General features: G+C 72.1%; 22 protein-coding genes. 16 read left to right on the forward strand and 6 right to left on the reverse strand.

Annotated features, from left to right (window positions below):
- Positions 1 to 110: 110 nt before the first annotated feature.
- On the reverse strand, positions 111 to 392 hold the full coding sequence (locus ITI46_RS00670; RefSeq protein ID WP_209237183.1) for an HPr family phosphocarrier protein: 282 nt from the start codon (positions 390 to 392) through the stop codon (positions 111 to 113).
- Between the two features lie 164 nt (positions 393 to 556).
- Between ITI46_RS00670 and ITI46_RS00675 the strand changes: the two genes are divergently transcribed.
- From ITI46_RS00675 to ITI46_RS00690, 4 genes are all read left to right on the forward strand, one after another.
- A complete protein-coding gene (locus ITI46_RS00675) occupies positions 557 to 3,304 on the forward strand; it encodes a bifunctional acetate--CoA ligase family protein/GNAT family N-acetyltransferase (RefSeq protein ID WP_209237122.1) in 2,748 nt (915 codons plus the stop codon).
- A gap of 71 nt (positions 3,305 to 3,375) precedes the next feature.
- The gene (locus tag ITI46_RS00680) at positions 3,376 to 3,978 is read left to right on the forward strand and encodes a DUF5998 family protein (RefSeq protein WP_019359788.1); all 603 of its coding nucleotides are present in this window, start codon (positions 3,376 to 3,378) and stop codon (positions 3,976 to 3,978) included.
- Positions 3,979 to 3,989: 11 nt separating this feature from the next.
- The gene (locus ITI46_RS00685; protein ID WP_209237184.1) at positions 3,990 to 5,204 is read left to right on the forward strand and encodes an alkaline phosphatase family protein; all 1,215 of its coding nucleotides are present in this window, start codon (positions 3,990 to 3,992) and stop codon (positions 5,202 to 5,204) included.
- A 126-nt stretch (positions 5,205 to 5,330) separates the two neighbouring features.
- Complete coding sequence (locus ITI46_RS00690) at positions 5,331 to 6,047, forward strand: thymidine kinase (protein WP_209237123.1); 717 nt, start codon at positions 5,331 to 5,333, stop codon at positions 6,045 to 6,047.
- On the opposite strand, the gene ITI46_RS00695 is transcribed toward ITI46_RS00690, so the two are convergent.
- Positions 6,013 to 6,807, reverse strand: a complete 795-nt coding sequence (locus tag ITI46_RS00695) for a VOC family protein (RefSeq protein ID WP_209237124.1) — start codon at positions 6,805 to 6,807, stop codon at positions 6,013 to 6,015. The genes ITI46_RS00690 and ITI46_RS00695 overlap by 35 nt on opposite strands.
- Before the next feature lie 227 nt (positions 6,808 to 7,034).
- On the opposite strand from ITI46_RS00695, the gene ITI46_RS00700 reads away from it, so the two are divergent.
- Positions 7,035 to 7,904, forward strand: a complete 870-nt coding sequence (locus ITI46_RS00700) for a sulfurtransferase (protein WP_209237125.1) — start codon at positions 7,035 to 7,037, stop codon at positions 7,902 to 7,904.
- A 114-nt stretch (positions 7,905 to 8,018) separates the two neighbouring features.
- On the opposite strand, the gene sepH is transcribed toward ITI46_RS00700, so the two are convergent.
- Positions 8,019 to 9,137, reverse strand: a complete 1,119-nt coding sequence (gene sepH / locus ITI46_RS00705) for a septation protein SepH (protein ID WP_209237126.1) — start codon at positions 9,135 to 9,137, stop codon at positions 8,019 to 8,021.
- 460 nt (positions 9,138 to 9,597) lie between these two features.
- On the opposite strand from sepH, the gene ITI46_RS00710 reads away from it, so the two are divergent.
- On the forward strand, positions 9,598 to 10,662 hold the full coding sequence (locus ITI46_RS00710) for a hypothetical protein (protein WP_209237127.1): 1,065 nt from the start codon (positions 9,598 to 9,600) through the stop codon (positions 10,660 to 10,662).
- A 75-nt stretch (positions 10,663 to 10,737) separates the two neighbouring features.
- On the opposite strand, the gene ITI46_RS00715 is transcribed toward ITI46_RS00710, so the two are convergent.
- Positions 10,738 to 12,066: a D-arabinono-1,4-lactone oxidase gene (locus ITI46_RS00715; protein WP_209237185.1), complete on the reverse strand. Its 1,329-nt coding sequence runs from the start codon at positions 12,064 to 12,066 to the stop codon at positions 10,738 to 10,740.
- Positions 12,067 to 12,289: 223 nt separating this feature from the next.
- Between ITI46_RS00715 and ITI46_RS00720 the strand changes: the two genes are divergently transcribed.
- Together ITI46_RS00720 and ITI46_RS00725 are read left to right on the forward strand one after the other, a co-directional pair.
- Complete coding sequence (locus ITI46_RS00720) at positions 12,290 to 13,450, forward strand: ferrochelatase (protein ID WP_209237128.1); 1,161 nt, start codon at positions 12,290 to 12,292, stop codon at positions 13,448 to 13,450.
- A 38-nt stretch (positions 13,451 to 13,488) separates the two neighbouring features.
- Entirely contained in the window at positions 13,489 to 14,343 is an 855-nt protein-coding gene (locus ITI46_RS00725) for an inositol monophosphatase family protein (protein WP_209237129.1), read from the forward strand.
- A gap of 62 nt (positions 14,344 to 14,405) precedes the next feature.
- Here the strand turns inward: ITI46_RS00725 and ITI46_RS00730 are convergent, their stop codons facing one another.
- Positions 14,406 to 14,567 carry a hypothetical protein gene (locus ITI46_RS00730; RefSeq protein ID WP_181856676.1) on the reverse strand — a complete coding sequence of 54 codons (162 nt, stop codon included), beginning with the start codon at positions 14,565 to 14,567 and terminating at the stop codon, positions 14,406 to 14,408.
- A 339-nt stretch (positions 14,568 to 14,906) separates the two neighbouring features.
- Here ITI46_RS00730 and ITI46_RS00735 point away from each other — a divergent pair, with 339 nt between their 5' ends.
- The 4 genes from ITI46_RS00735 (at position 14,907) to ITI46_RS00750 (ending at position 18,521) form a co-directional block, all read left to right on the forward strand.
- Positions 14,907 to 15,560, forward strand: a complete 654-nt coding sequence (locus ITI46_RS00735) for a response regulator transcription factor (RefSeq protein WP_209237130.1) — start codon at positions 14,907 to 14,909, stop codon at positions 15,558 to 15,560.
- A 5-nt stretch (positions 15,561 to 15,565) separates the two neighbouring features.
- Positions 15,566 to 16,882: a sensor histidine kinase gene (locus tag ITI46_RS00740; protein WP_247745262.1), complete on the forward strand. Its 1,317-nt coding sequence runs from the start codon at positions 15,566 to 15,568 to the stop codon at positions 16,880 to 16,882.
- 434 nt (positions 16,883 to 17,316) lie between these two features.
- Positions 17,317 to 17,616, forward strand: coding sequence for a DUF4193 domain-containing protein (locus ITI46_RS00745; protein WP_016470291.1), 300 nt, complete (start codon positions 17,317 to 17,319; stop codon positions 17,614 to 17,616).
- Positions 17,617 to 17,633: 17 nt separating this feature from the next.
- Positions 17,634 to 18,521 (forward strand): hypothetical protein, encoded by an 888-nt coding sequence (locus ITI46_RS00750; protein ID WP_307808001.1) that lies wholly within the window; start codon positions 17,634 to 17,636, stop codon positions 18,519 to 18,521.
- Between the two features lies 1 nt (position 18,522).
- On the opposite strand, the gene ITI46_RS00755 is transcribed toward ITI46_RS00750, so the two are convergent.
- Entirely contained in the window at positions 18,523 to 18,990 is a 468-nt protein-coding gene (locus ITI46_RS00755; RefSeq protein ID WP_209237131.1) for a DUF3093 domain-containing protein, read from the reverse strand.
- A 57-nt stretch (positions 18,991 to 19,047) separates the two neighbouring features.
- Here ITI46_RS00755 and ITI46_RS00760 point away from each other — a divergent pair, with 57 nt between their 5' ends.
- The 4 genes from ITI46_RS00760 to ITI46_RS00775 all read left to right on the forward strand — a co-directional run bounded on the left by ITI46_RS00760 (position 19,048) and on the right by ITI46_RS00775 (position 23,920).
- The gene (locus tag ITI46_RS00760; RefSeq protein ID WP_209237132.1) at positions 19,048 to 19,650 is read left to right on the forward strand and encodes a PaaI family thioesterase; all 603 of its coding nucleotides are present in this window, start codon (positions 19,048 to 19,050) and stop codon (positions 19,648 to 19,650) included.
- Complete coding sequence (gene dut / locus ITI46_RS00765; RefSeq protein ID WP_209237133.1) at positions 19,647 to 20,219, forward strand: dUTP diphosphatase; 573 nt, start codon at positions 19,647 to 19,649, stop codon at positions 20,217 to 20,219. Before ITI46_RS00760 ends, dut begins: the two co-directional genes overlap by 4 nt.
- Position 20,220: 1 nt before the next feature.
- A complete protein-coding gene (locus tag ITI46_RS00770; protein WP_209237134.1) occupies positions 20,221 to 21,009 on the forward strand; it encodes a DUF3710 domain-containing protein in 789 nt (262 codons plus the stop codon).
- A 247-nt stretch (positions 21,010 to 21,256) separates the two neighbouring features.
- A complete protein-coding gene (locus ITI46_RS00775; RefSeq protein WP_209237135.1) occupies positions 21,257 to 23,920 on the forward strand; it encodes an ATP-binding protein in 2,664 nt (887 codons plus the stop codon).
- Positions 23,921 to 23,931 lie beyond the last annotated feature (11 nt).

Below are 23,931 nucleotides of genomic sequence, written 5' to 3' on the forward strand. Positions count from 1 at the left end.
CAAAGGGCGCGCACCATCGGGTGCGCGCCCCTTGTCGATGTCGGCTGTCGATGTCGGCCGTTGTCGCTGTTCGCCGTGACGGCGTAAGCCCTTCACCTCCGGTCGGACGGTCAGACCGTCTCGGGCAGCTCATCCAGCCCTTCGGAGACCAGCTTCGCGAGCCGGTCGAGGGCTTCCTCGGCACCTTCCGCCTCGGAGGCGAGGACGATCTCCTCGCCCCCCTCCGCACCCAGGCCGAGCACACCGAGCATGGAGGCCGCGTTGACGGGGTTGCCCTCCCCCTTCCGGACGGTGACCGGAACCCCGGCCTCCGAGGCGGCACGGACGAATGTGGAGGCGGGGCGGGCGTGCAGGCCCTCGGCCCAGCCGACGGTGACGCGGCGCTCAACCATGGTGTTGCCCTTCGATCGTCGGTCTTGTCTGGTTGCCATGACTGCCGAGGTGCCCCGTGAGCCGGCGGGTGCGGGCCAGGAAGCGACGGCGTTCATGTCAGCGACGATACGACGCATCCCCGCACCCGTGAGCACGTGCCCTCCCTCCGCCGTACGCTGGCCCCATGCCGAGCCCCGAGGAGCGCGCCTACCCGGCCCACTGGGAAGCGGACGTCGTGCTGCGCGACGGCGGTACGGCCAGGGTCAGGCCGATCACTCCCGATGACGCGGAGCGGCTGGTCAGCTTCTACGAGCAGGTGTCCGACGAGTCGAAGTACTACCGCTTCTTCTCGCCCTACCCGAAGCTGTCCGACCGCGATGTGCGCCGCTTCACGCACCACGACTACGTCGACCGGGTCGGGCTGGCGGCGACGATCGCCGGCGAGTTCATCGCGACCGTCCGCTACGACCGCATCGACCACCTCGGCCGCCCCGCGAGCGAGCCGGCCGACGAGGCCGAGGTCGCCTTCCTGGTCCGCGACGACCAGCAGGGCAGGGGAGTGGCCTCGGCGCTGCTCGAACACATCGGCGCCGTCGCCCGGGAGCGCGGCATCCGCCGCTTCGCCGCCGAGGTGCTGCCCGCCAACACCAAGATGATCAAGGTGTTCACGGACGCCGGCTACTCCCAGAAGCGCAGCTTCGAGGACGGCTCGGTCCACCTCACCTTCGACCTGGAGCCCACCGAGCGCTCCCTGGCCGTCATGCGGGCCCGCGAACAGCGCGCCGAGGGCCGCTCCGTCGCCCGGCTGCTGGCCCCCGGCTCCGTCGCCGTCATCGGGGCCAGCCGTACGCCGGGCGGCGCGGGGCGCGCGGTGCTGGGCAGCCTGCGCACCGGCGGCTTCCCAGGGCCGCTGTACGCGGTCAACCACGCGCTGGACCCGGCGGCGGCGCCCACCCTGGCCGGGGTGCCCGGCCACCGGTCGGTGCGGGAAATCCCCGAGCACGTCGACCTGGCCGTACTCGCCGTCCCCGCCGATCAGCTGCACACCGTCGTCGCCGAGTGCGGCGAGGCGGCGGTGCAGGGGCTGATCGTTCTCACCGAGGGGGTCGGCCGGGACGAGCAGCGCGAGCTGGTCCGGCTGGCCCGCTCCTACGGCATGCGGCTGATCGGCCCAGGGGCCCTCGGCCTGATCAACACCGGCGAGGACGTACGGCTCAACGCCACCCCCTCCCAGCGGATGCCGGCCCGGGGCAGGATCGGCGTCTTCACCCAGTCCGGCGCCATCGGCATCGCCCTGCTCGACGGGCTGGACCGGCGCGGCAGCGGACCCTCCTCCTTCGTCTCGGCGGGCAACAGGGCCGACGTCTCCGGAAACGATCTCCTCCAGCACTGGGACGAGGACCCGGCGACCGATGTCGTGCTGATGTATCTGGAGTCCATCGGCAACCCGCGCAAGTTCACCCGGCTCGCCCGGCGCACCGCTGCCCGCAAGCCGGTCGTCGTGGTCAAGGGCGCACGGCAGCGCGGCAGCGCGCCCCCGCCGGGCCACGCGGCGCCCGCCTCCCGCACCCCCGACGCCACCGTCTACGCGCTGCTGCGCCAGGCGGGCGTCCTGATGGTGGACACCTTCACCGAGCTGCTGGACACCGGGGTGCTCCTCGCCGAGCAGCCGCCGCCAGCGGGCCCGCACGTCGGCATCCTCGGCAACACCGAAGCGATGAGCCTGCTGACCTACGACGCCTGCCTCACCGACGGGCTGCGCCCCCGCCCCGTCGTGGCGCTGCCCACCTCGGCAGGACCCGGCGACTTCGGCAGGGCGCTGCGGGAGGCGCTCAGCGATGCGGCCACGGACGCGGTGCTGGTCACCGTCATCCCCGCCGTCCCCGCCGAGCTGCCGGGCGGCACCGGCACGGCCGGTGACCAGACGCCGCCCGACGGCCAGGTCGAGGCGCTCGCCGACGCACTGCGCGAAGCCGTCGAGGCCGTCGCCGCCGCCGAGGGAGCGCCGCGCAAGCCGGTGGCCGTCGTCCACCTGGCGATGGAGGGCCTGCAGAAGGAACTCGCCAAGCGCGGACTGCCCTCCTACCCGACGCCGGAGCGGGCGGCGCGCGCCCTGGCCGAGGCAGTGCGCTACTCCCGGTGGCGGGCGGAGGCCGGCGACCCGGGCAAGGTGCCCGACCTCGACGTGGACGAGTCCGCCGCCGCTCAGCTGCTGGCCGACGCGACGCCGGCGACGCCCGAGCGCGGCCGCACCCTCCCGGACGAGGAGACGGCCCGGCTGCTGCACAGCTACGGCATCGCCGTCCAGCCCACCTTGCCCGCACCGGACGCCGAGACGGCCGTCGAGGCGGCCCGCACCCTCGGCTTCCCCGTCGCCCTCAAGACCACGGCACCCCATCTGCGGCACCGCGCCGACCTGGGGGGCGTACGGCTGGACATCGCGGGCGAGTCCGGGCTGCGCCGCGCCTACGAGGAGCTGACCCAGGCGCTGGGCGCACCCCAGGAGCTGCGGCCGGTCGTCCAGGCGATGGCACCGCGCGGCGTGGGCACCGTCGTGCGCGCCACGCTCGACCCGGCCATCGGCGCCGTGCTCTCGTTCGGTCTCGCGGGCACGCCCTCGGAGCTGCTGGGCGATACGGCGCACCGGCTGGTGCCCGTCACCGACAAGGAGGCCGCCGGGCTGGTGAGGGCGATCCGCTCGGCGCCGCTGCTGTTCGGCTGGCGCGGCGCGGAGCCCTCGGACACCGCAGCGCTGGAAGAGGTGTTGCTGCGGGTCTCGCTGCTGATGGACGATCATCCACAGGTGGTCGCCGTCGAACTCGACCCGGTCGTGGTGGCGCCCCGGGGTGTGACAGTGCTGGGCGCCTCGGTCCGCGTCGCCGAGCCGGGAACCCGCCCCGACCTGGGGGCTCGTCGCCTCCCGGCGTACTGACCGTGCGCCGGGGGCGTACGGTGGGGAGCGGGCCGGAGCTGCGCCGCCTCACGGCCCTTAGGATGGCTGTCATGGCGAAGACCGGTACGACGACGCAGGGTCTGCGTGAGGCGATCGAGCGCAGCGGCTACTACCCGGCCCTCGTAGCCGAGGCTGTCGAGGCAGCGGTGGGTGGCGAGCCAGTGGCCTCGTACCTCGTGCATCAAGAGACGACGTTCGACTCCAACGAGGTCCGCCGCCACGTCACGGTCCTGGTGCTCACCCGCACCCGCTTCCTCGTCAGCCACACCGATGAGCAGGCGGCTGACGGCACCTCGCCCTCGCCCTACGCGACCACCTCCACCGAGTCGGTGAAGCTGGAGCGGATCTCCTCCGTGGTGCTCTCCCGGGTGGTGGCCAACCCCGAGTCCTACACCCCCGGCACCCTGCCCCGCGAGGTCGTACTGACCATCGGCTGGGGCGCCGTCTCCCGCCTCGACATGGAGCCCGCCACCTGCGGCGACCCCAACTGCGAGGCCGACCACGGCTACACCGGCTCCGCGACCGCCGACGATCTCTCGCTGCGGGTCAGCGAGGCCGGTGACGGCCCGGACACCGTGCGCCAGACCCTCGCCTTCGCACAGGCGCTGTCCGAGGCCACCGCCGGAACCACCCGGGTCGGACCCCCGCAGTGACCGCTGAGAACATCCCGCACCCGCTCCCGACGGCCCCGCACCCGCTCCCCGACGGCGCCTTTCCGGACGCACCGCTCGACCCGCGCACCGCGCCCGTCCCCCGCTACGGCACCGCCTCACTGGCCGACCTGCTGCCCTCCCTCGCCGCCGGACTCGGCGTCCCCGGCATGACGGCAGGACTGGCGCTCCCGCCCGCCGACCGGGTCTGCGTCTTCCTGGTGGACGGCATGGGCTGGGAGGCTCTTCGGGCGCACCCGGACGAAGCACCGTTCCTCACCTCGCTGCTGCCGAGCTCGACCGCCGGCACCGGTGAGCCGATCACCTCGGGCTTCCCCTCCACCACGGCCACCTCGCTGGCCTCCGTCGGCACCGGCCGGGTCCCGGGCGAGCACGGACTGCCCGGCTACACCGCGCTGGACCCGGCCACCGGCCGGCTGATGAACCAGCTCCGCTGGCAGCCCTGGACCGACCCGCACGTCTGGCAGCCGTACCCCACCGTCTTCCAGCAGGCCGAGGCCGCCGGAGTGGCCACCTGCCAGGTGACGGCGCCGCACTTCGAGCACACGCCGCTCACCAAGATCGCACTGTCCGGCGGCACCTTCCTCGGCCGGCTCTCGGCCGAGGACCGCATGGACCTGGCGGCCCAGCGGCTCGCCGCCTCCGACCGCGCCCTCGTCTACACCTACTACGCGGAGCTCGACGGCAACGGCCACCGCTACGGCATGGACTCGGACGCCTGGCGCGGCCAGCTGATGTACGTCGACCGGCTCGCGCAGCGCCTGGCCGAGCAGCTTCCACCGCGCTCGGCGCTCTACATCACCGCGGACCACGGCATGGTCGACATCCCCGAAAGCCCCGAGGCCCGGATCGACTTCGACGAGGACTGGGAGCTGAGCGCCGGAGTCGGCCAGCTGGGCGGCGAGGGCCGGATGCGGCACGTCTACGCCGTCCCCGGCGCGGCGGGCGACGTGTACGCCGTCTGGCGCGAGGTGCTGGCCGAGCAGGCGTGGGTGGCCACCCGCGAAGAGGCCATCTCCCTCGGCTGGTTCGGGCCCGGCGTGGAGCCGCGGGTGCACGGCAGGCTCGGCGACGTCATCGCCGCGATGCGCGACGACGTCGCCGTCATCGCCACCCGGCGCGAGCCCAAGGAGTCCGAGCTGATCGGCATGCACGGCTCGGCGACCGCCGCCGAACAGCTCGTGCCACTCCTGGAGGTCCGCACCTGAAACGCCGCGCCCCGCGCCCGCGTCCGTACGCGTGCGCCCCCCGGCGTTCGATACGCGCCGCCCCGCCCGGGGGATCGCACTGAGGAACCGCACCGAGGAACCGCACCGAGAAAGGCCGAACCTCCCATGCCAGAGCTGGTGTTCTTCTCCGGAACGATGGACTGCGGAAAGAGCACGCTCGCGCTCCAGATCGAGCACAATCGTTCGGCGCGCGGACTGCAGGGCATGATCTTCACCCGGGACGACCGCGCGGGTACCGGCAGGCTCTCCTCCCGGCTCGGCCTGGTCGCCGAGGCCGTCGAGGTGGCCGAGGACCTCAACTTCCAGCAGCACCTGGTCCGCCATCTGACCGCCGGCGGACGCACCGACTACGTCATCGTCGACGAGGCGCAGTTCCTCTCGCCCGAACAGGTCGAGCAGCTGGCCCGGGTCGTGGACGACCTGGGCATCGACGTCTACGCGTTCGGCATCGCCACCGACTTCCGCACCCGCCTCTTCCCCGGCTCCCAGCGGCTGATGGAGCTCGCCGACCGGCTGGAGACCCTTCAGGTGGAGGCGCTGTGCTGGTGCGGGGCCCGCGCCACCCACAACGCGCGCACCGTCGGCGGCCGGATGGTGGTCGAGGGCGCGCAGGTGGTCGTGGGCGACGTGGGCGAACCCAGCGGCGAGGTCGGCTACGAAGTGCTGTGCAGGCGCCACCACCGCAGGCGGCTGACCGCGGCCTCGGCGGGCGCCGGTGCGCTCTCGCCCGACGTCCTCCCGGTGGACGAGCCCACCGCCGCACCGAAGGTGCCGCCCGGGCGCGGGCTCAGCGATCCGCTGCGACGGGCCGGATCACACTGAAGTGCGCGCCCTCCGGGTCCGCGAGCGTCGCCAGCCGCCCGTACGGTGAGTCGTCCGGGCCGCGCACCACCCGGCCTCCCAGCTCCGTGGCGCGCTGTGCCATCCCGTCCGGGTCCTCCACCGCGAAGTACGTGCGCCAGTGCGGCCCCCGGTCGCGCGGCAGTGCGTCGCCGACCCCGTGGATTCCGGCCACTGGTGCACCGTCCGCGCACAGCGTCAGATAGTCGGAGCCCGGCGCGTCGATGCTCTCCGCGTCGTAACCGAACACCGCCTGGTAGAACTTGACCACCGTGCCGGTCTCCCGGGTGACGAGCTCGAACCAGACCGGAGCCCCCAACGTCCCGCGCGGCGCCGTCCCCAGGGCCGGAACGTGCGCGTCCTGCCACAGCCCGAACGGGGCACCGTGCGGATCCGCGACGATGGCCATCCGCCCCGCCGTCTCCGCGTCCAGCGGCCCGACCGCGACCGTACCGCCGTACGAACGGACGGCCGACGCCGTCTCGTCGGCGTCGGCCGTCGCCAGATAGGGCAGCCACGCGGTCGGCAGCTGTCTGCCGTCCGCCTTCTTCCCCAGCCCCGCGACCTCGTTCCCACCCGCGACCGCCCGCACATACGGGCCCAGCTGCTGTGGTCCGGCCCGGAACTCCCAGCCGAACAGCCCCTGGTAGAACTCCTTGCCGACCTCCAGCCCGTGCACCATCAGGCTCGCCCACGCGGGTGCGCCGGGCGTGTGCCGTAGCCGAGTCGCTGCCTCGGTCATCTGCTTCGCTCCTTGACCATCATCGATGCGGTCGTGCGGGTGGAATTGCCCCGGCGTCCTTGCCGGAGCTGCGTGACTACTCGCCAGTGCAGATGCTGTCACCACCTGTCGCGCCGCGCTCCCCGGCCGCGCCGCTTTTTTGCCGCTTCCAGACGGAGAATCCCCGATCCGTGTGCCGTCACCAGGCCACCGACCCGGCGGACCGGGGGCTGCGCGAAGATGGCGCCATGACAGCCATCATCTCCGTACCGGCGCTCGCGGGCGACCTCGCGGCCGGGGCCGCACCCGTGCTGCTCGACGTGCGCTACAAGCCGGGCGACCCCCCGGGCCTGCCCGCGTACCAGAAGGGCCACCTGCCGGGAGCCGTCTACATCGACCTGGAGAGCGAGCTCGCCGCCGAGCCGGGAGAGGGCACCGGCCGCCACCCGCTTCCCCCGCTGGACGTCTTCGGCGCCGCCATGCGCCGTGCGGGTGTCCGTGCCGACCGTCCCGTCGTCGTCTACGACGCGGGCGGCCTGGGCGGCGGCTGGGCGGCGGCCCGCTGCTGGTGGCTGCTCCGCTGGGCGGGCCACCCCGATGTGCGGGTACTGGACGGCGGCCTGGAGGCGTGGCAGAGCTACCGCGACCCGGAGGGCGGGGAAGCGCTGCCGGTCAGCACCGAGACCCCTGACCCCTCACCCGGCGACTTCACCCCCTCACCCGGCGGCCTGCCCACCCTGGATGCGGACGAGGCCGCCGCGCTGGCCCGGCGCGGAGTGCTGCTGGACGCGCGCGCCGCGGAGCGCTATCGCGGTGAGGTCGAGCCCATCGACCCGGTGGCAGGCCACATTCCGGGCGCCGTCTCGGCCCCCACCACGGAGAACCTGACCGACGCCGGTACGTTCCGGTCCCCGAGCGCCCTCGCGGAGCGCTTCGAGGCCCTTGGCGCAGGACGCGACACCGAGGTCGGCGTCTACTGCGGCTCCGGCGTCTCAGCGGCGCAGGAGGTGCTGGCGCTGCACCTCGCCGGCATCGAGGCAGCCCTCTATGTGGGTTCTTGGAGCGAGTGGACGGCCGATCACGCGCGTCCGGTGGCCACCGGACCGGAACGGGGCTGAGGCTGCCGGCGATTCCGCGTATGCGGATTCAGGGAGCACGAGGGGCGCTGGGCCGACAGGCCCGGCGCCCCTACTCAAGTCCGCCGCATGGGTGCGCGACCCCGGACGGCCCGGTCACTCCTTCTTGCGGCGGGTGCCGAAGACGATCTCGTCCCAGCTGGGCACGGCGGCGCGCCGCCCGGGGCGCACGCCGTCCGCCTCGGCCTGCCGGTCCGTGTTGCCCTTCAGCCGGTCCCGGTGGGAGCCGACCGACCGCGGCATCAGCACGTCCGCGTACGCCGACCCGGCGCTCGCGGCGGGAGCGGGCGGCTCCACGGCCTCCTGCTCCTCCTCGCGCTCGCTCTCGGCGTCCTCCACGCTCTTGGCGGAGGCGGCGGCAGCCTCGTCGTCCTCGTCCCCCGCTGCGGGCCTGGACTCCGGGACCACCAGGTCGCCCCGGAAGCTGGGCACCGCCTCCAGCAGGCTGGTCAGCGAGTCCGGGGTGCCGCTGCCGTCCTCGGCGCCGGGCAGCTGATCGTCCTCGTCGCCCGGCGCCGGCGCGGGTGCCAGCGCGGCGGGCTCCAGTTCGTTCCGGCCGGAACCGGAGCGCTCGCCCCGGTCCGTGCGTTCCCGCGGCAGCCGGGCGATCCGGGGCACGAACGGGAAGCTGGGCTCCGGGGTGTCGTCGGTCTCGCCGATGAGCGCCCTGGCCTCGTCGTCCACCGCCTGCACCAGCCGGCGCGGCGGGTCGTAGGTCCAGGTCGCCGAGTGCGGCTGGGCCGCGACGCGGTAGGCGAGCAGCACTTCCCAGGTGCCGTCGTCGCGCCGCCAGGAGTCCCAGTGCACGGAGTCCTTGTCGGCGCCGCGCAGCAGCAGCCGCTCGGCGACGGCCTCACCGAGCTGCGGTCCGACGTTCTCGCCGGGGCGTCGCACGGGGGTCTTGCGGGCGCGCTCGGCCATGAACGCGCGCTCGGCGAGCACGGGGCCCTCGAAACGGCGCACGCGGTCCACGGGGATACCCGCGAGGGACGCGACCTCCTCAGCGGAGGCACCGGCTCGTATACGCGCCTGGATGTCCCGAGGCCGCAGGTGGCTCTCCACCTCGATCTCGATCTGGCCCAGCCGCGCCCGGTCGTTCCGGACGGCGGCGCGCAGCCGCTCGTCGATCGGAAGCGTGTATTCCGTGCTGTCGGCAGCTTTGAGCACCAGTCGTGTGCCGTCGTTGCTGACGGCCACGACACGCAGTTCGGGCATGGGGACCTCCCGGGTGGTGCCTGCCGACGTCACGTGCGTCGCTGCTCCCGCTAGACGAGTGTGGCCTGCCCGGGTGCAGCCTGCCACAACCTTGCCGACTTCCTCGGGGTCCGAGGCTGTGTCCAGATCGTTGTTCGAATCGTTTGGAACTGCCCGGAACCGCCGCTACGGCACGGTTACCTCCTCACAACGCACAGTGACCGCGGTGGTCACCGTGTGCAGCCAGCGCCGGGTCAGAACCGAGACCAGGGCTCGTCACACTACTCCATTAGGGCCACCCGGGTGGACCGCCGCGCCACCGAAGTTGCTCCGGAGTAAGGGAGTTGACGCCCCAAGAGTCCATTTGGCCTGGATACGGGGGTGGGAAGCGTCACAGAACCACCCGAAATGGAACCTTCGCCTTCGCTCGAAAGTCCCCTATTCGTGCACAGTGCTTGGAGTGTGCGATCAAGGGCGGTAGATGGACAAGAGCGACAAGCGATCGATATCCGGCAATGCACCCGGAAAACAGGAAGGGAGCACGAGTGCCAAGAAGCTGGATCTGAGCGTGGCCCAGGTGCTGGGCAGTGCGGTCGCCGCGGTGGTCGCCGCGTTCGCGGCCGGTCAGCTCGGGGTGTACGGCACCTTCCTGGGAGCCGGCGTCGTGAGCCTGGTCGCCACCAGTGGCGGTCCGATCTTCCAGCACTTCTTCAGCAGAACGGGCGAGCAGCTCAAGGAAGTCACCGTCCCGCCCAAGGCACGGCAGGTCCCCGTACGGGACCCGGCCGCGGGCTGGAAGCCGGAGAGCGCTGACGGCACCCGGGTGCTGCCCAACGCGGCCGCCACCCAGGCGCTGCGTACCGACGACGCGACCCGGATGCTGCACGGCGACGACGCGACCCGGATGCTGCGCCGCGACGACGCGACCCGGGTGCTGGGAACCGTCAAGCGGCCCGCGGGCGCGGACGGCGCACAGGAGCATGCCGGGGAGCGTGCCGCGGACCGTCCCGAGGGGCTGCCGGGGAACGGGGAGTTCACGCCGGCCACCACCCACGGCACCAAGTGGCGCGGATGGCGGCGCACGCTGCTGCCCGCTGTCGTGGTGTTCGTGATCGCGATCGGCGGCATCACCCTGTACGAGGCGATCTCGGGTCACAGCGTGTCCGGCGGAAAGGGCACCTCCCTCAGTGACGTCCTCCGGCCGGGCCACGGCTCGTCCACCGGGAACTCGCCCGAGGGATCCGACGCGACCCCGACCCCGGAAAGCTCGCAGGACGGCGAGAGCCCGACCCCCACGCCGGAGAGCTCGCAGCAGTCCACCGATCCGAGTGACAGCGGCAGCAGCGAGAGCGGGAGCACCGATTCCGGTGACAGCGGCAAGTCGACACCGACCCCGGACCCCTCCCCCTCCCAGCCCGGCGGAACGCAGGACCCCGGCAGCACGGACACCGGCACCGGGGACACCAGCGGCTCGGACAGCCAGAACGGAACAGAAGCGCCCCAGAGCGACAGCGCGGGCAGTGGCTCGCAGCCCTCACAGGGGTGACCCGCTTCCGGTTCGGCAGCAGGGCCGTGCGGTACGTCCCCGCGGATGTACCGCACGGCCCTCTCGGTGTCCGGATCAGTCGCCCAGCACGCGCCGCAGATAGTCGTTGCCGAAGACCCGGTCTGGGTCCAGACGGTCGCGCAGCGCCGTGAATTCGGCGAACCGCGGATAGACCTCCGCCAGATACTCGGCGTCCCTGCTGTGCAGCTTTCCCCAGTGCGGGCGCCCGGCGTGCGCCGTCATGATCCGCTCGACCGCGCTGAAGTACGCCTCATGGGGCGTGCCCCGGTACATGTGCACCGCCACATACGCCGTCCCGCGACCGCTCGCGGTGGACAGCGGTATGTCGTCGGCGGGGGCCGTACGCACCTCCACGGGGAAGCTCACCCGGAAGTCGGACCGCTCCACCAGCGCCTTCAGTTCCCGCAGCGCCGGTACCAGCGCGTCCCGCGGTATCGCGTACTCCATCTCCACAAAGCGCACCCTGCGCGGGCTGGTGAAGACCTTGTAGGGGATGTCCGTGTAGCTGCGGGCCGACAGGGCGCGGCTGGAGATGCGGGCGATGCCGGGAACGGTGGTGGGCACGGCCTTGCCGAGCGCGCAGGCGGCCTGGAAGACGCCGTTGGACAGCAGTTCGTCGTCGACCCAGCCGCGCACCCGGGGGAGCGGTGCGGCGGGCCCCGCGCTGCGGTTGTTGCGTTTGGTGTTGCAGCTGTCGGTGTGCGGAAACCAGTAGAACTCGAAGTGTTCGTTCTCGGCCACGAGTTGATCGAATTCTTCGGCGACCCGGTCGAACGGCATCGGCTCCTCGCGTGCCGTCAACAGGAACTCCGGCTCCACCGCGAAAGTGATCTCGGTGACTATGCCCAGCGCCCCGAGCCCCACCCTGGCCGCTGCGAAGACGGCCTGCTCCTCCTCGGTGCCGTCCGCCGAGCAGTGCAGCACGGAGCCGTCGGCGAGCACCAGCTCGAGCCCTTTGATCTGCCCGGCCACCGAGGCGGAGTCGCGGCCGGTGCCGTGGGTGCCGGTGCTGACCGCGCCGGAGACGGTCTGCTCCATGATGTCGCCCATGTTCGTCAGCGACAGGCCGCGTGCCGCCAGCGCGACGTTCAGCTCCTTCAGCGGCGTGCCCGCCGCCACGGTGACCGTGCTGGCGGCCCGGTCGACAGCGCGTATCCCGGTCAGCCGCTCGGGCCGGATGAGCACGCCGTCCGTGACGGCGGCAGCCGTGAACGAGTGACCTGTGCCCGCTGCCTTCACCCGCAGCCCGTCGGCGGCGGCGCGGCGCACCACCTCGGCGAGGGCTTCCGTGGTGGAGGGTGAGACCGTGCGCTGCGGTGCGGCTGTCACATTGCCCGCCCAGTTGCGCCACGTCGCCGCCCGGCCGTCCGTCGTCGACCGCATGCCTGACCGCACGCTCATCCGTGACCGTCCCCTCTCGCCGCGGCGCCGGCCGAGAGCTCGGCCGGCGGTGGCCGGGGAACCCGCCACGACCGCCGGCGCCCCCGCCCCAGCGGGCCCCCACCAGTTGGAGAGGGATCATACTCACGGCCGTCGCACAGCGACCCGGCCGTGTTCAGGCCGAGGGCGGCGGTTTTCCGCACCTGCCGGATGGCAGGATCGAGACATGTCCGATGTGCTGCCCACCGAACCTCCCGGCGCCGGGTCCGACTCCTCTCCGGCCCCCTACGACGCGCTCCTGCTGCTCTCCTTCGGCGGCCCCGAAGGGCTGGACGACGTCGTCCCGTTCCTCCAGAACGTCACCCGGGGGCGCGGTATCCCCACCGAGCGCCTCGAAGAGGTGGGTCAGCACTACTACCTCTTCGACGGGGTCAGCCCGATCAACGACCAGAACCGCGCACTGCTGGCAGCGCTCCGCGAGGACTTCGCCGCCAACGGCCTCGACCTGCCCGTCTACTGGGGCAACCGCAACTGGTCGCCGTATCTGACCGACACCCTGCGCGAGGTGGTCCGCGACGGACACCAGCGGGTGCTCACGCTGGCGACCAGCGCGTACGCGTCCTACTCGGGCTGCCGCCAGTACCGCGAGAACCTCGCCGAATCGCTCGCGGCGCTGCGCGACGAGGGACTGTCCGTACCGCGGGTGGACAAACTCCGGCACTACTTCAACCACCCGGGCTTCATCGAGCCCGTGGTCGACGGAGTGCTCGCCTGTCTCGACGACCTCCCCGCCGATGTGCGCAACAGTGCCCACCTCGCCTTCACCACCCACTCCATCCCCACCGCCGCCGCCGACACCTCAGGCCCCGTCGAGGAGCACGGCGACGGCGGCGCTTATGTGGGGCAGCACCGCGACGTCGCCGCCCTGATCACCGAGGCCGTCCGCGAGCGCACAGGCACGCAGCACCCCTGGAGCCTCGTCTACCAGTCGCGCAGCGGCCCCCCTTCGGTGCCGTGGCTGGAGCCGGACATCTGCGACCACCTGGAGGAGCTGCACGGGAAGGGGGTGCCCGGTGTGGTGATGGTGCCGATCGGTTTCGTCTCGGACCACATGGAGGTCCGCTACGACCTGGACACCGAAGCCATGGCCAAGGCGTCCGAACTGGGCCTGCCCGCGCGCCGCTCGCCCACCGTCGGCGCCGACCCGCGGTTCGCCGCAGCCGTCCGGGAGCTGGTGCTGGAGCGGGCCGCCGCTGAGCGGGGCGAGACGCCCACCCGGTGCGCGCTGGGTGCGCTGGGCCCCAGCCACGACGTGTGCCCGGTGGGCTGCTGTCCTGCGCGGTCGCCGAAACCGGCGGCGGCCGGCGCCGACGCACCCGCCCTGTGAACGGTGGCCGGTTCGCCACCCGCACCCGCCACATACCGATGACTGGAGCAGCGACAACAGTGACTGACACCTCGCCGTCCGCACCCGAGCGTGCCGACGACGCGCTCAAGGCCGAACTGCTCGCCCTCGCCCAGGAGGCAGCAGCCCGCGCGGGCGCCCTCCTGCGGGACGGCCGACCCGCCGATCTGGGCGTGGCCGCGACCAAGACCAGCCCCATCGACGTGGTCACCGAGATGGACCTGGCCTCCGAGAAGCTGATCACCGGCTATCTGACCGAGCACCGCCCGCACGACGGCTTCCTCGGCGAGGAGGGTGCCACCAGCGACGGCACCTCCGGCGTCCGCTGGGTGATCGACCCGGTGGACGGCACCGTCAACTATCTGTACGGCCGCCCCGACTGGTCCGTCTCCATCGCCGCCGAGTACCACGGCGAGCGCGTCGTGGGCGTCGTGGCGGCCCCCGTGCTCGGGGAGACCTGGCACGCGGTGAGCGGCCAGGGCGCCTTTCTGAACGGGCACCGGCTGCGCTGCCGCCCGTCGCCTCCGCTGGAACAGGCGCTGATCGGCACCGGCTTCGGCTACATCACCGAGCGGCGGGTCGCCCAGGCCGCCGTTCTCCAGGAACTCCTGCCACGGGTGCGCGACATCCGCCGCGCCGGGTCGGCCGCCGTCGACCTGTGCGATGTCGCCACCGGACGGCTGGACGGCTACTACGAGCGCGGCCTCAACCCCTGGGACCTCGCAGCGGGGGAGCTCATCGCCCGCGAGGCCGGTGCCGTCACGGGCGGCCGCCCCGGACAGCCCGCCGACGGCGACCTCACCATCGCCGCCTCCCCTGGCGTCTTCGAGGCCCTCCAGCCCCTGCTGGAGCGCCTGGGCGCCTGGCACGACTAGGGAGCACAAAAAGGTGCGGCCCCCATCCGGGGGGCCGCACCGTGGTGGAGTGGAACTCGCCGTCAGGCGACCTGTACGCCGTGTTCGGCGGCGAGGCGGTGGAGGTCTTCCAGTTCCGACTGCTCGACGTCCACGAGGAAGTCGTCGCCCGATTCACGTGCGCGGTGCAGGTCGGACTCGGTGGTCCGTATACGCTGCAGGATGCCTGCGGTGAATGCGTCCATGGTGTGCCCCCTCGTCGCGGGTCGGTGGCACCGGGGAGTGCCGAGGGTTTGTGGTGCTTCCGCGATCACGGCGTGGTCCCCGCATCTTGCGTCAGCGGTGCGTCGTGGCACGCTGCGCACAGGGCGTGATCGTGGGTGGTGCTCAGGTCCTCCCCAACGGGAACCTCAGAGAAACCTCAAGCGCTGCGAAAAAGTGCCAGGGTCCCGTGCCGGAGTCCGCTCCCAGCCTCTCACCTCGGCTCTTACCGCCGATTTACCGGGGCCCGGTGCACGATGGGAAGCAGGGTCCCCGTCCATGTCCAGGGGATCCCGCATCCGTACCCAGGAAGGAACAGCGCCGTGCGCGTACTCGTCGTCGAGGACGAGCAGCTGCTCGCCGATGCCGTGGCGATGGGTCTCCGCAGGGAGGCCATGGCCGTCGATGTGGTCTACGACGGCGAGGCGGCGCAGGAGCGTATCGACGTCAACGACTACGACGTGGTCGTACTCGACCGCGACCTGCCCCTCGTCCACGGCGACGACGTCTGCCGCCGGATCGTCGAGCTCGGCCTGGCCACGCGGGTGCTGATGCTCACGGCCTCCGGTGACGTCAGCGACCGGGTGGAGGGCCTGGAGCTGGGTGCGGACGACTATCTGCCCAAGCCCTTCGCCTTCTCCGAGCTGACGGCCCGCGTGCGCGCGCTGGGGCGGCGTACGACGACGCCGCTGCCGCCGGTGCTGGAACGTGCCGGGATCCGGCTGGACCCGGGCCGCCGCGAGGTCTTCCGGGACGGTGAGGAGATCCAGCTGGCGCCCAAGGAGTTCGCCGTGCTGGAGGTGCTGATGCGCGGAGAGGGCACCGTCGTCTCCGCCGAGCAGCTGCTGGAGAAGGCGTGGGACGAGAACACCGACCCGTTCACCAACGTGGTGCGGGTGACGGTGATGACGCTGCGCCGCAAGCTGGGTGAGCCGCCGGTCATCGTCACCGTGCCGGGCGCCGGGTACCGGATCTGACGTCGATGGCCTCCTCCACCTCCTCCACCGGGGCAGGACCGGGCGCGAGCGGCGGCCCGGGGAACGGCCAGGGCAGCGGCGGCGCCGGCGGCGGCCAGGTGCCTCCGGCTCCGCCCAAGCCGAACTGGGACCCGCGCGAGACGCCCCGCTCCTCGCCCTGGCTGCGGCCCACCATCCGGATAAGGCTCACGCTGCTGTACGGCGGCATGTTCCTGATCGCCGGCATGCTGCTGCTGACGATCATCTATCTGCTGGCCGCGCAGGCGCTGGACGACGCCAGCCAGCTGCCGTTCCGCATCCTCAACGGGAACGCGCAGCCGACCTCCGACCGCTGTCCGGGGCTGACCGGAACGCTCCCCAGCGATGTGTTCATGCAGCGGCTGTCGGCGTGTGCCGAGGAGCAGCGCAGGATGGCGCTGGACGGGCTGTTGCGCCGCTCCCTGCTGGCGCTGCTCGGGCTGGCGGTGGCCGCTTTCGCCTTCGGCTATGTGATGGCGGGCCGTGTGCTCTCGCCGCTGGGCCGCATCACCCGAACGGCGCGTCAGGTCGCCGGTTCCGATCTGCACAAGAGGATCGAGCTGGAGGGCCCGGACGACGAGCTGAAGGAGCTGTCGGACACCTTCGACGAGATGCTGGACCGCCTGGAGCGGGCCTTCACCGCGCAGCAGCGCTTCGTGGGCAACGCCTCGCACGAGCTGCGCACCCCCCTGGCGATCAACCGCACGCTGCTGGAGGTGCAGCTCGCCGACCCGGACGCGTCGCCGGAGCTGCAACAGCTGGCCAAGACGCTGCTGGCCACCAACGAGCGCAGCGAGCAGCTGGTGGAGGGGCTGCTGCTGCTCGCGCGGAGCGAGAACGAGCTGGTGGACCGCAAGCCCGTGGACCTGGCCGAGGTGGCCTCGCAGGCCGTCGAGCAGGCGCGTGGCGAGGCCGACACCAAGGGCATCGAATTGCGCGGCGTGCGTCAGCCCACATATGTGCAGGGCAACGGGGTACTCCTGGAGCGCGTCGCACTGAACCTGGTGCAGAATGCCGTGCGCTACAACCTGCGTGAGGGCGGCTGGGTCTCGGTGAGTACTCAGGCGCAGCCGGGGCAGGCGGTGCTGGTCGTCGAGAACACCGGTCCCGTCGTCCCCGCCTACGAGGTGGACAACCTCTTCGAGCCGTTCCGGCGTCTTCGCACGGAGCGGACGGGCAGCGACAAGGGCGTCGGGCTCGGGTTGTCGATCGTGCGCTCGGTGGCGCGGGCGCACGGCGGTGCGGTCTCGGCCGTGCCGCGCGAGGACGGTGGCCTGGTGATGCGGGTGACGCTGCCGCTGTGAGAGACGTGGAGGTGACGAAAAGTGGCCAGAAATAGCCCAACGTAGGGTGAGCAGCCCGGAAGCCTGTTCGCTATATGCGGAATTATCGGCCTTCCCGCACCTTACGGCCGAGCTGTGATCGATCACACACACGATTTCTCGGGTGGGTGCGCAGCGTGGCCGACGAGCGGGAAGAAATCCCGGAAAGTCCGGGTTTTCGCAGGTGGAGATCGTGGGCAGTACCCGGGATGGCGTGTGCGGAGCACCACCGGGGACCGTTTATGGTCCTCCTCGACAACCGACATGATCACCTCTTCAGGGGTGCGGTTGGGTGTCGATTGAGTAACAGACCTTGATGTGAGGCAAAATCTCCGCCTCGGGCCGGGCACAAGTCCGGCCTCTCACGCGTTACGTGCGCTGGAGACACCACAGACACCCAGAGGGGGAGAGCGACAATGGCTACGGATTACGACACTCCACGCAAGACCGACGACGACGTCAACGAAGACAGCATCGAGGAGCTGAAGGCCCGGCGGAACGACAAGTCCGCGTCCAATGTCGACGTGGACGAGTTCGAGCAGGCCGAGGGCCTCGAGCTGCCCGGCGCCGATCTCTCCAACGAAGAACTGTCCGTGCGGGTCCTGCCCCGCCAGGCGGACGAGTTCACGTGCATGAGCTGCTTCCTGGTGCACCACCGCTCCCAGCTCGCCGCGGAGAAGAACGGCCAGCCGATCTGCCGCGACTGCGCGGCCTGAGAACGGACCGACTGCTCGTGGCGGTCGAAGGCGCGCGTGACGACGAGCGAGGCCCTCATGACCGGTCGGCCTCGCTCGAGTCGTACGAGCCCGGGTCGTACGAGCCCGTGGCGTACGAGCACGGCCTCGTACCGCGCGGAAGCGGCCGTGAGCCGCACCGGCGCGGCCCAAAGCCGTGCGAGGGCGGGAGGGGGCCGTCCGCACTGCCCGGGGGCGATCCGCAGGGGGCCGCGAGCGATCGGCGCGGCACCGGCTTGTGGCGCACACGGGGGCGCCGCACTCAGGCGTTTCTGCGCACTGTCGCCGAGCGCGTCATCGAGACCGCACCCTGCGTGCCGGTACGGGATCTGGAAACGCTCCGCTCGCAGTTCCCTGGGCTGAGCACCGAGGAGCTGGCGGACAAACTGGTCGCAGGAGCCACCAAGGGCGCTGCGACCGTGGGTGCCGGTGTCGGTGCGGGGGCGATGCTGCCGGTGCCGCCCGCGATGCCCGCCGAACTGGCGGCGGAGATCGTCGGCCTAGCCGCTGTCGAGCTCAAACTGATCGCCGAGCTGCACGAGGTCTACGGCCGCCGCGCGCCCGGCAACGCCCGCGAGCGGGCCACCGCCTATCTGGGGTCCTGGGCCTGGGAGCGCGGTATCGAGGCCATCAGGCCCGGCAGCCTGAGCGCGGCCGTGGGCGGGGAGCTCCGCCGTCGGCTGCAGCACCGGATCATGAAGCGCATGCTGCGCAATCTGCCGAACCTTACGCCGTTTCTGATCGGCGCCGCCGTCGGCGCCTTCACCAACCACCAGGACACCGCGAAGCTCGCCGCCCGCGTCCGCGCCGACCTGCGCGGCACCACCGAGCTGCGCGCGGAGCTGCGCGGCACTGCGGACGAGGCGGGGCAACTGCCCGGCGCCTGAGCTACGAAGCGGACGTCTCCCGGGCCGCGCGCAGGGCCGCCGCCAGCTGCTCCGGGTGCCGGGTGGAGACGTAGACGTACGGCGTCGGGTCCTCCGGGTCGGTCACCTCGATCCGCACCGCTGTCGGAACGTAGCCGCGCAGCACCATGTGTGCGCGCATGTCCGCCTTGTGGGTACGCCAGGCGCGCGCCTCGTCGGCGTCCAGCGGCTCGGCTTCGCCCAGCGCCGACACCGGAATCCGCGCGTCCCCCGCGACCAGCGAGCCCGCAACCACGCGTACCCGCACGCTGCCGTAGGCGCTCACGCACACCGCTGCCAGCGCGGTGCCGGCCACCAGCCCGCACAGCAGCGGCAGCGGGCCGAAGGGGAACAGCATCAGGGCGCAGGCGACACCGAAACCGGCGGCGATCAGCCACCAGGAGCGGGGAGCCGTCAGGCGTTCGTCGTAGGGCGGGGCGGCGGGAACCATGTGTCCAGCTTGGCACGGCGCCCTGGGGCCGCTCGCGCGGCGGTAAGGTCTGCACCCGTGAGTTCCGTCAATCCCCCCAGTCCCCCGAAGACCTCGCTGGAGCCGCCGCCCGACGCCGTGGCGCCGGTACGGCACCCCGAGGCCCCCGCACCCGGTGAGCCGCTGGGTGCCCACTACGAGATGTGCTTCGGCTGCGGCGGGGGACAGCCGCACGGGCTGCACTTGGTGGCACGGGCCGGCGACGGCGTGAGCGTCACAGCCGAGTTCACCGTCAAGCCCGCCCACCAGGGCGCTCCGGGGCTCGCCCACGGCGGGGTGCTGACCAGCGCGCTGGACGAGACGCTGGGCTCGCTCGGCTGGCTGATGCATGTGATCGCGGTGACGGGCCGGCTGGAAACCGACTTCGTGCGTCCGGTTCCGGTGGACACGCTGCTGCACATCGAGGCACACGCCACCGCCGTGCACGGGCGCAAGATCTACTCCACGGCCACCGGCCGGATCGGCGGCCCCGACGGGCCGGTGGCCGTACGCGCCGACGCCGTCTTCATAGAGGTGAAGGTGGACCACTTCATCGAGAACGGCCGCGAGGAGGAGATCCGGGCGGCCATGGACGACCCCGACCAGATCAGGCGCACCCGCGCCTTCGAGGTGAACCCATGAGCGACAGCGTCGAGATCCTGCTGCGGCGTACGGACCCGGAGGTGCCGATTCCGTCCTACCAGCACCCCGGGGACGCCGGCTGCGATCTGGTGACCACCGAGAGTGCGGAGTTGGCGCCCGGGGAGCGGGCCGTACTGCCCACCGGTATCTCCCTCGCCCTGCCCGAGGGCTACGCCGCGTTCGTCCACCCGCGTTCCGGTCTCGCGGCCCGCTGTGGCGTCTCGCTGGTGAATGCACCGGGAACGGTGGATGCCGGGTACCGTGGTGAGATCAAGGTGATTGTGGCCAATCTGGATCCGCGCGAGGCTGTGCGGTTCGAGCGGTTCGACCGTATCGCCCAACTCGTCGTCCAGCAGGTGGAGAAGGTGCGTTTCCGCGAGGTTGAGGAGCTGCCCGGCTCGGTACGTGCGACGGGCGGGTTCGGCTCCACGGGCGGCCACGCGGCAGGCCGCCCGGCCCGGCAGAACGCCTCTGCCGACGAGCCGGGCGTCGCCCGGCAGACAGCCGCACAGCAGAAGGATTACGTTGCGGTCGGTGCCGATCGAGCTTCCGACCTGAGAGGACAGTGACGTGTTCGGACGTCGTCGCAAGAAGAGCGAAGAGCCTGAGGGCACCTCGGACGAGTTCGAGACGGAACAGGACGGCCAGGACGAGCCGCAGGACGGCGTGGAAGCCGACGCCGCAGGGAGCGGCGAGACCCGCATCAAGCTGCCCCCGGCCCCCCGTCCGGACGGCCCCTGGGACATCGAGGAAGTCACCGACCCCAGCTCCGGCAGGGTCGACCTGGGCGGCCTCTTCATCCCCGGTGTCGAGGGGATGGAGCTGCGGGTCGAGGTCGCCGGTGACGCGATCGTCGCGGCGACCGTCGTGCTGCAGGACAGCGCCATCCAGCTCCAGGCCTTCGCCGCGCCCAAGCGCGAGGGCATCTGGGACGAGGTGCGCGAGGAGATCGCCACGGGGATCACCCAGCAGGGCGGCGTCATCGACGAGGCCGACGGCCCGCTGGGCTGGGAGCTGCGGGCCCAGGTGCCGGTGCAGCTGCCCGACGGCACGGGCGGCGTCCAGGTCGTGCGGTTCGTCGGCGTGGACGGGCCGCGGTGGTTCCTGCGGGGCGTGATCTCCGGCCAGGGCGCGGTGCAGCCGCAGGCGGCCGGGGTGCTGGAGCAGATCTTCCGGGACACGGTCGTGGTGCGGGGCGACGGGCCGATGGCGCCGCGCGACCCGATCGTGCTGAAGCTGCCGGAGGACGCGCAGATGGTGCCGGACGGCGTGCAGCAGGAGACCGTCGAGGAGGGCTCCCGCTTCGCGGGCGGCCTCGACAAGCTGCAGCGCGGACCGGAGATCTCCGAGGTGCGTTGAGCGGGTGCGTCCAGCGGGCGCGCTGAGCGCCCAGCGCTTGAACGGGCGGGGATGAAGGTTCCAAGTCTTGGAACCTCTGACTCTGAGCCCCCAGCGCGCGCAAAGGCCGGGCCTTTTTCGGGGCCCGGCCTTTGTTGTCCGCCTTGCCGTGCGCGATGGGCCTTGGCGCGGTGATCCATACGGAACCCTGACGGCCGGTGGGCCCGCACGCGGGCAGGTTGGCCCGCGCAGCGAGGACAATGGGGTCATGTCGTCTGGAGTGCAGCCGCGCCGGGGTCGGCTGCGGGTCTTCCTCGGCGCCGCGCCCGGTGTCGGTAAGACCTATGCCGTGCTCTCCGAGGCGCACCGCCGGGTGGAGCGGGGCACCGACGTGGTGGTCGGGTTCGTCGAGCACCACGACCGGCCGCGCACCGAGGTGCTGCTGCACGGGCTCGAGCAGGTGCCGCGCCGCGAGATCACCTACCGTGGCGCGGTGCTCACCGAGATGGACACGGACGCGGTGCTCGCGCGCCGTCCCGCCGTGGCCGTCGTGGACGAGCTGGCGCACACCAACGTGCCGGGCTCCCGGAACCACAAGCGCTGGCAGGACGTCGAGGAGCTGCTGGCCGCCGGGGTAGACGTCGTCTCCACCGTCAACATCCAGCACTTGGAGTCGCTCGGCGACGTGGTGGAGTCGATCACGGGCGTACGGCAGCGGGAGACCGTGCCGGACGAGGTGGTGCGGCGTGCCGACCAGATCGAGCTGGTCGACATGTCGCCGCAGTCGCTGCGCCGCCGCATGGCGCACGGCAACATCTACGCGCCCGACAAGGTCGACGCCGCGCTCTCCAACTACTTCCGGCCCGGCAATCTGACCGCCCTGCGGGAGCTGGCGCTGCTGTGGACCGCCGACCGGGTCGACGAATACCTCCAGCAGTACCGCTCCGAGCACCGCATACGCTCCACCTGGCAGGCCCGGGAGCGCATAGTCGTCGGCCTCACCGGCGGGCCCGAGGGCCGCACCCTCATCCGCCGCGCCTCCCGGATGGCGGCCAAGGGCTCGGGCAGTGAGATCCTGGCCGTCCACATCTCCCGCGCCGACGGCCTCACTTCCGCCTCGCCCCAGGAACTGGCCGTCCAGCGCACCCTGGTGGAGGACCTGGGCGGCACCTACCACCACGTCATCGGGGACGACATCCCCCAGGCCCTGCTGGAGTTCGCGCGCGGCGTCAACGCGACCCAGATCGTGCTCGGTTCCTCGCGCCGCAAGGCATGGCAGTACGTCTTCGGGCCCGGAGTGGGCGCAACCGTCGCCCGGGACTCGGGCCCCGACCTGGACGTGCACATCGTCACCCACGAAGAGGTCGCCAAGGGGCGCGGACTGCCGGGGGCGCGCGCGGCACGGCTGGGCACGGCACGGGTCGTCGCCGGGTGGCTGACCGCGTTCGGAGCCCCACCGCTGCTGACGTTCCTGATGCTGGCCTCCGACCCGGGCATCGGCTTCGCCAACGACGTACTGCTCTTCCTGGTGCTCACAGTCGCCGCGGGGATGGTGGGCGGGCTGCTGCCCGCGCTCGCCTCGGCCACGGTCTGCTCGGCGCTGCTGAACTTCTACTTCACCGATCCGGTGCGTACGTGGACGATCAGCGACGGCCGCAACGTGGTCTCGATCGCGGTCTTCTTCGGCGTCGCCGTCGCCGTCGCCTCGGTGGTGGACCTGGCGGCCCGGCGTACCCAGCAGGCGGCCAGGCTGCGCGCCGAGTCGGAGATACTCTCCGTGCTGGCGGGCAGCGTGCTGCGCGGCGAGGCACAGCACGGCACCGGAGCGCCCGGCAGCGGGTCCAGCCTTGAGGCGCTGCTGGAGCGGGTGCGGGAGACCTTCGCCATGGACTGCGTCGCGCTGCTGGAGCGGGCCGACGAGCGGGCCGCCTGGACGTGTGCGGGCAGCGTCGGCACCACCGAGTCCGACAAGCGGCTGGCCCTCCCCGAGCACGGCGACACGGACATGCCCGTAGGCGACAACATGATGCTGGTGCTCTCCGGACGGGTGCTGCCCGCGGAGGACCGCAGGGTGCTCGCCGCCTTCGCCGCGCAGGCCGCCGGGGTGCTCGACAGGCAGCGTCTGCTGGGTGAGGCGGAGCAGGCGCGGGAGCTGGCAGAGGGCAACCGCATCCGCACCGCACTGCTGGCCGCCGTCTCGCACGACCTGCGCACCCCGCTGGCCGCCATCAAGGCGTCCGTCTCCTCGCTGCGCTCCGGCGACGTCGAGTGGTCGGCGGAGGACGAGGCGGAGCTGCTGGGCGCCATTGAGGAAGGCGCGGACAAGCTGGACAACCTCGTCGGCAATCTGCTGGACATGTCCCGGCTGCAGACCGGCACCGTCAAGCCCCACATCAAGGACATCAGCCTTGAGGAGGTCGTCCCCAAGGCGCTGGGCTCGGTGCCCGAGGGCAGCGTCCGGCTGGCCGTCGCCGAGGCGCTGCCGCTGGTCGCGGTCGATCCGGGACTGCTGGAGCGCACCGTGGCCAACCTGGTGGAGAACGCGGTCAAGTACAGCCCGGACGGCAAGAAGGTGCTGGTGAGGGCGAGCGCCCTGGCCGACCGGGTGGAGGTGCGGGTCACAGACCGCGGCCCCGGAGTGCCCGACAGCGACAAGGACCGCATCTTCGAGCCTTTCCAGCGCTACGGCGACGCCCCCGGCGGCGCCGGAGTCGGACTCGGACTCGCCGTCGCCCGCGGCTTCGCCGAGGCGATGGGCGGCACCTTGGAGGCGGAGGACACCCCGGGCGGCGGGATGACCATGGTGCTCACCCTGTGCGCGGCGCACGGGCGCGGGCCGGTGCGCCCCCGGCCGTCCGCGCGTACCGGCGCGCCACCCGGGTTGCAGGCCCAGCAGCAGTCGCAGCCCCAGCCGCAGCGCTCCGGCGCCTGAGCGGCCACAAC

It is taken from the genome of Streptomyces oryzae, from assembly GCF_017676365.1.
Lineage (GTDB): Bacteria > Actinomycetota > Actinomycetes > Streptomycetales > Streptomycetaceae > Streptomyces > Streptomyces oryzae.

Excerpts from the sequence above, each read along its gene's own strand:
- ITI46_RS00670 (WP_209237183.1), bottom strand. The coding sequence starts at position 392 with ATGGTTGAGCGCCGCGTCACCGTCGGCTGGGCCGAGGGCCTGCACGCC.
- ITI46_RS00675 (WP_209237122.1), top strand. The coding sequence starts at position 557 with ATGCCGAGCCCCGAGGAGCGCGCCTACCCGGCCCACTGGGAAGCGGAC.
- ITI46_RS00680 (WP_019359788.1), top strand. The coding sequence starts at position 3,376 with ATGGCGAAGACCGGTACGACGACGCAGGGTCTGCGTGAGGCGATCGAG.
- ITI46_RS00690 (WP_209237123.1), top strand. The coding sequence starts at position 5,331 with ATGCCAGAGCTGGTGTTCTTCTCCGGAACGATGGACTGCGGAAAGAGC.
- ITI46_RS00695 (WP_209237124.1), bottom strand. The coding sequence starts at position 6,807 with ATGACCGAGGCAGCGACTCGGCTACGGCACACGCCCGGCGCACCCGCG.
- ITI46_RS00700 (WP_209237125.1), top strand. The coding sequence starts at position 7,035 with ATGACAGCCATCATCTCCGTACCGGCGCTCGCGGGCGACCTCGCGGCC.
- sepH (WP_209237126.1), bottom strand. The coding sequence starts at position 9,137 with ATGCCCGAACTGCGTGTCGTGGCCGTCAGCAACGACGGCACACGACTG.
- ITI46_RS00710 (WP_209237127.1), top strand. The coding sequence starts at position 9,598 with ATGGACAAGAGCGACAAGCGATCGATATCCGGCAATGCACCCGGAAAA.
- ITI46_RS00715 (WP_209237185.1), bottom strand. The coding sequence starts at position 12,066 with ATGCGGTCGACGACGGACGGCCGGGCGGCGACGTGGCGCAACTGGGCG.
- ITI46_RS00720 (WP_209237128.1), top strand. The coding sequence starts at position 12,290 with ATGTCCGATGTGCTGCCCACCGAACCTCCCGGCGCCGGGTCCGACTCC.
- ITI46_RS00725 (WP_209237129.1), top strand. The coding sequence starts at position 13,489 with ATGACTGGAGCAGCGACAACAGTGACTGACACCTCGCCGTCCGCACCC.
- ITI46_RS00730 (WP_181856676.1), bottom strand. The coding sequence starts at position 14,567 with ATGGACGCATTCACCGCAGGCATCCTGCAGCGTATACGGACCACCGAG.
- ITI46_RS00740 (WP_247745262.1), top strand. The coding sequence starts at position 15,566 with ATGGCCTCCTCCACCTCCTCCACCGGGGCAGGACCGGGCGCGAGCGGC.
- ITI46_RS00745 (WP_016470291.1), top strand. The coding sequence starts at position 17,317 with ATGGCTACGGATTACGACACTCCACGCAAGACCGACGACGACGTCAAC.
- ITI46_RS00755 (WP_209237131.1), bottom strand. The coding sequence starts at position 18,990 with ATGGTTCCCGCCGCCCCGCCCTACGACGAACGCCTGACGGCTCCCCGC.
- dut (WP_209237133.1), top strand. The coding sequence starts at position 19,647 with ATGAGCGACAGCGTCGAGATCCTGCTGCGGCGTACGGACCCGGAGGTG.
- ITI46_RS00775 (WP_209237135.1), top strand. The coding sequence starts at position 21,257 with ATGTCGTCTGGAGTGCAGCCGCGCCGGGGTCGGCTGCGGGTCTTCCTC.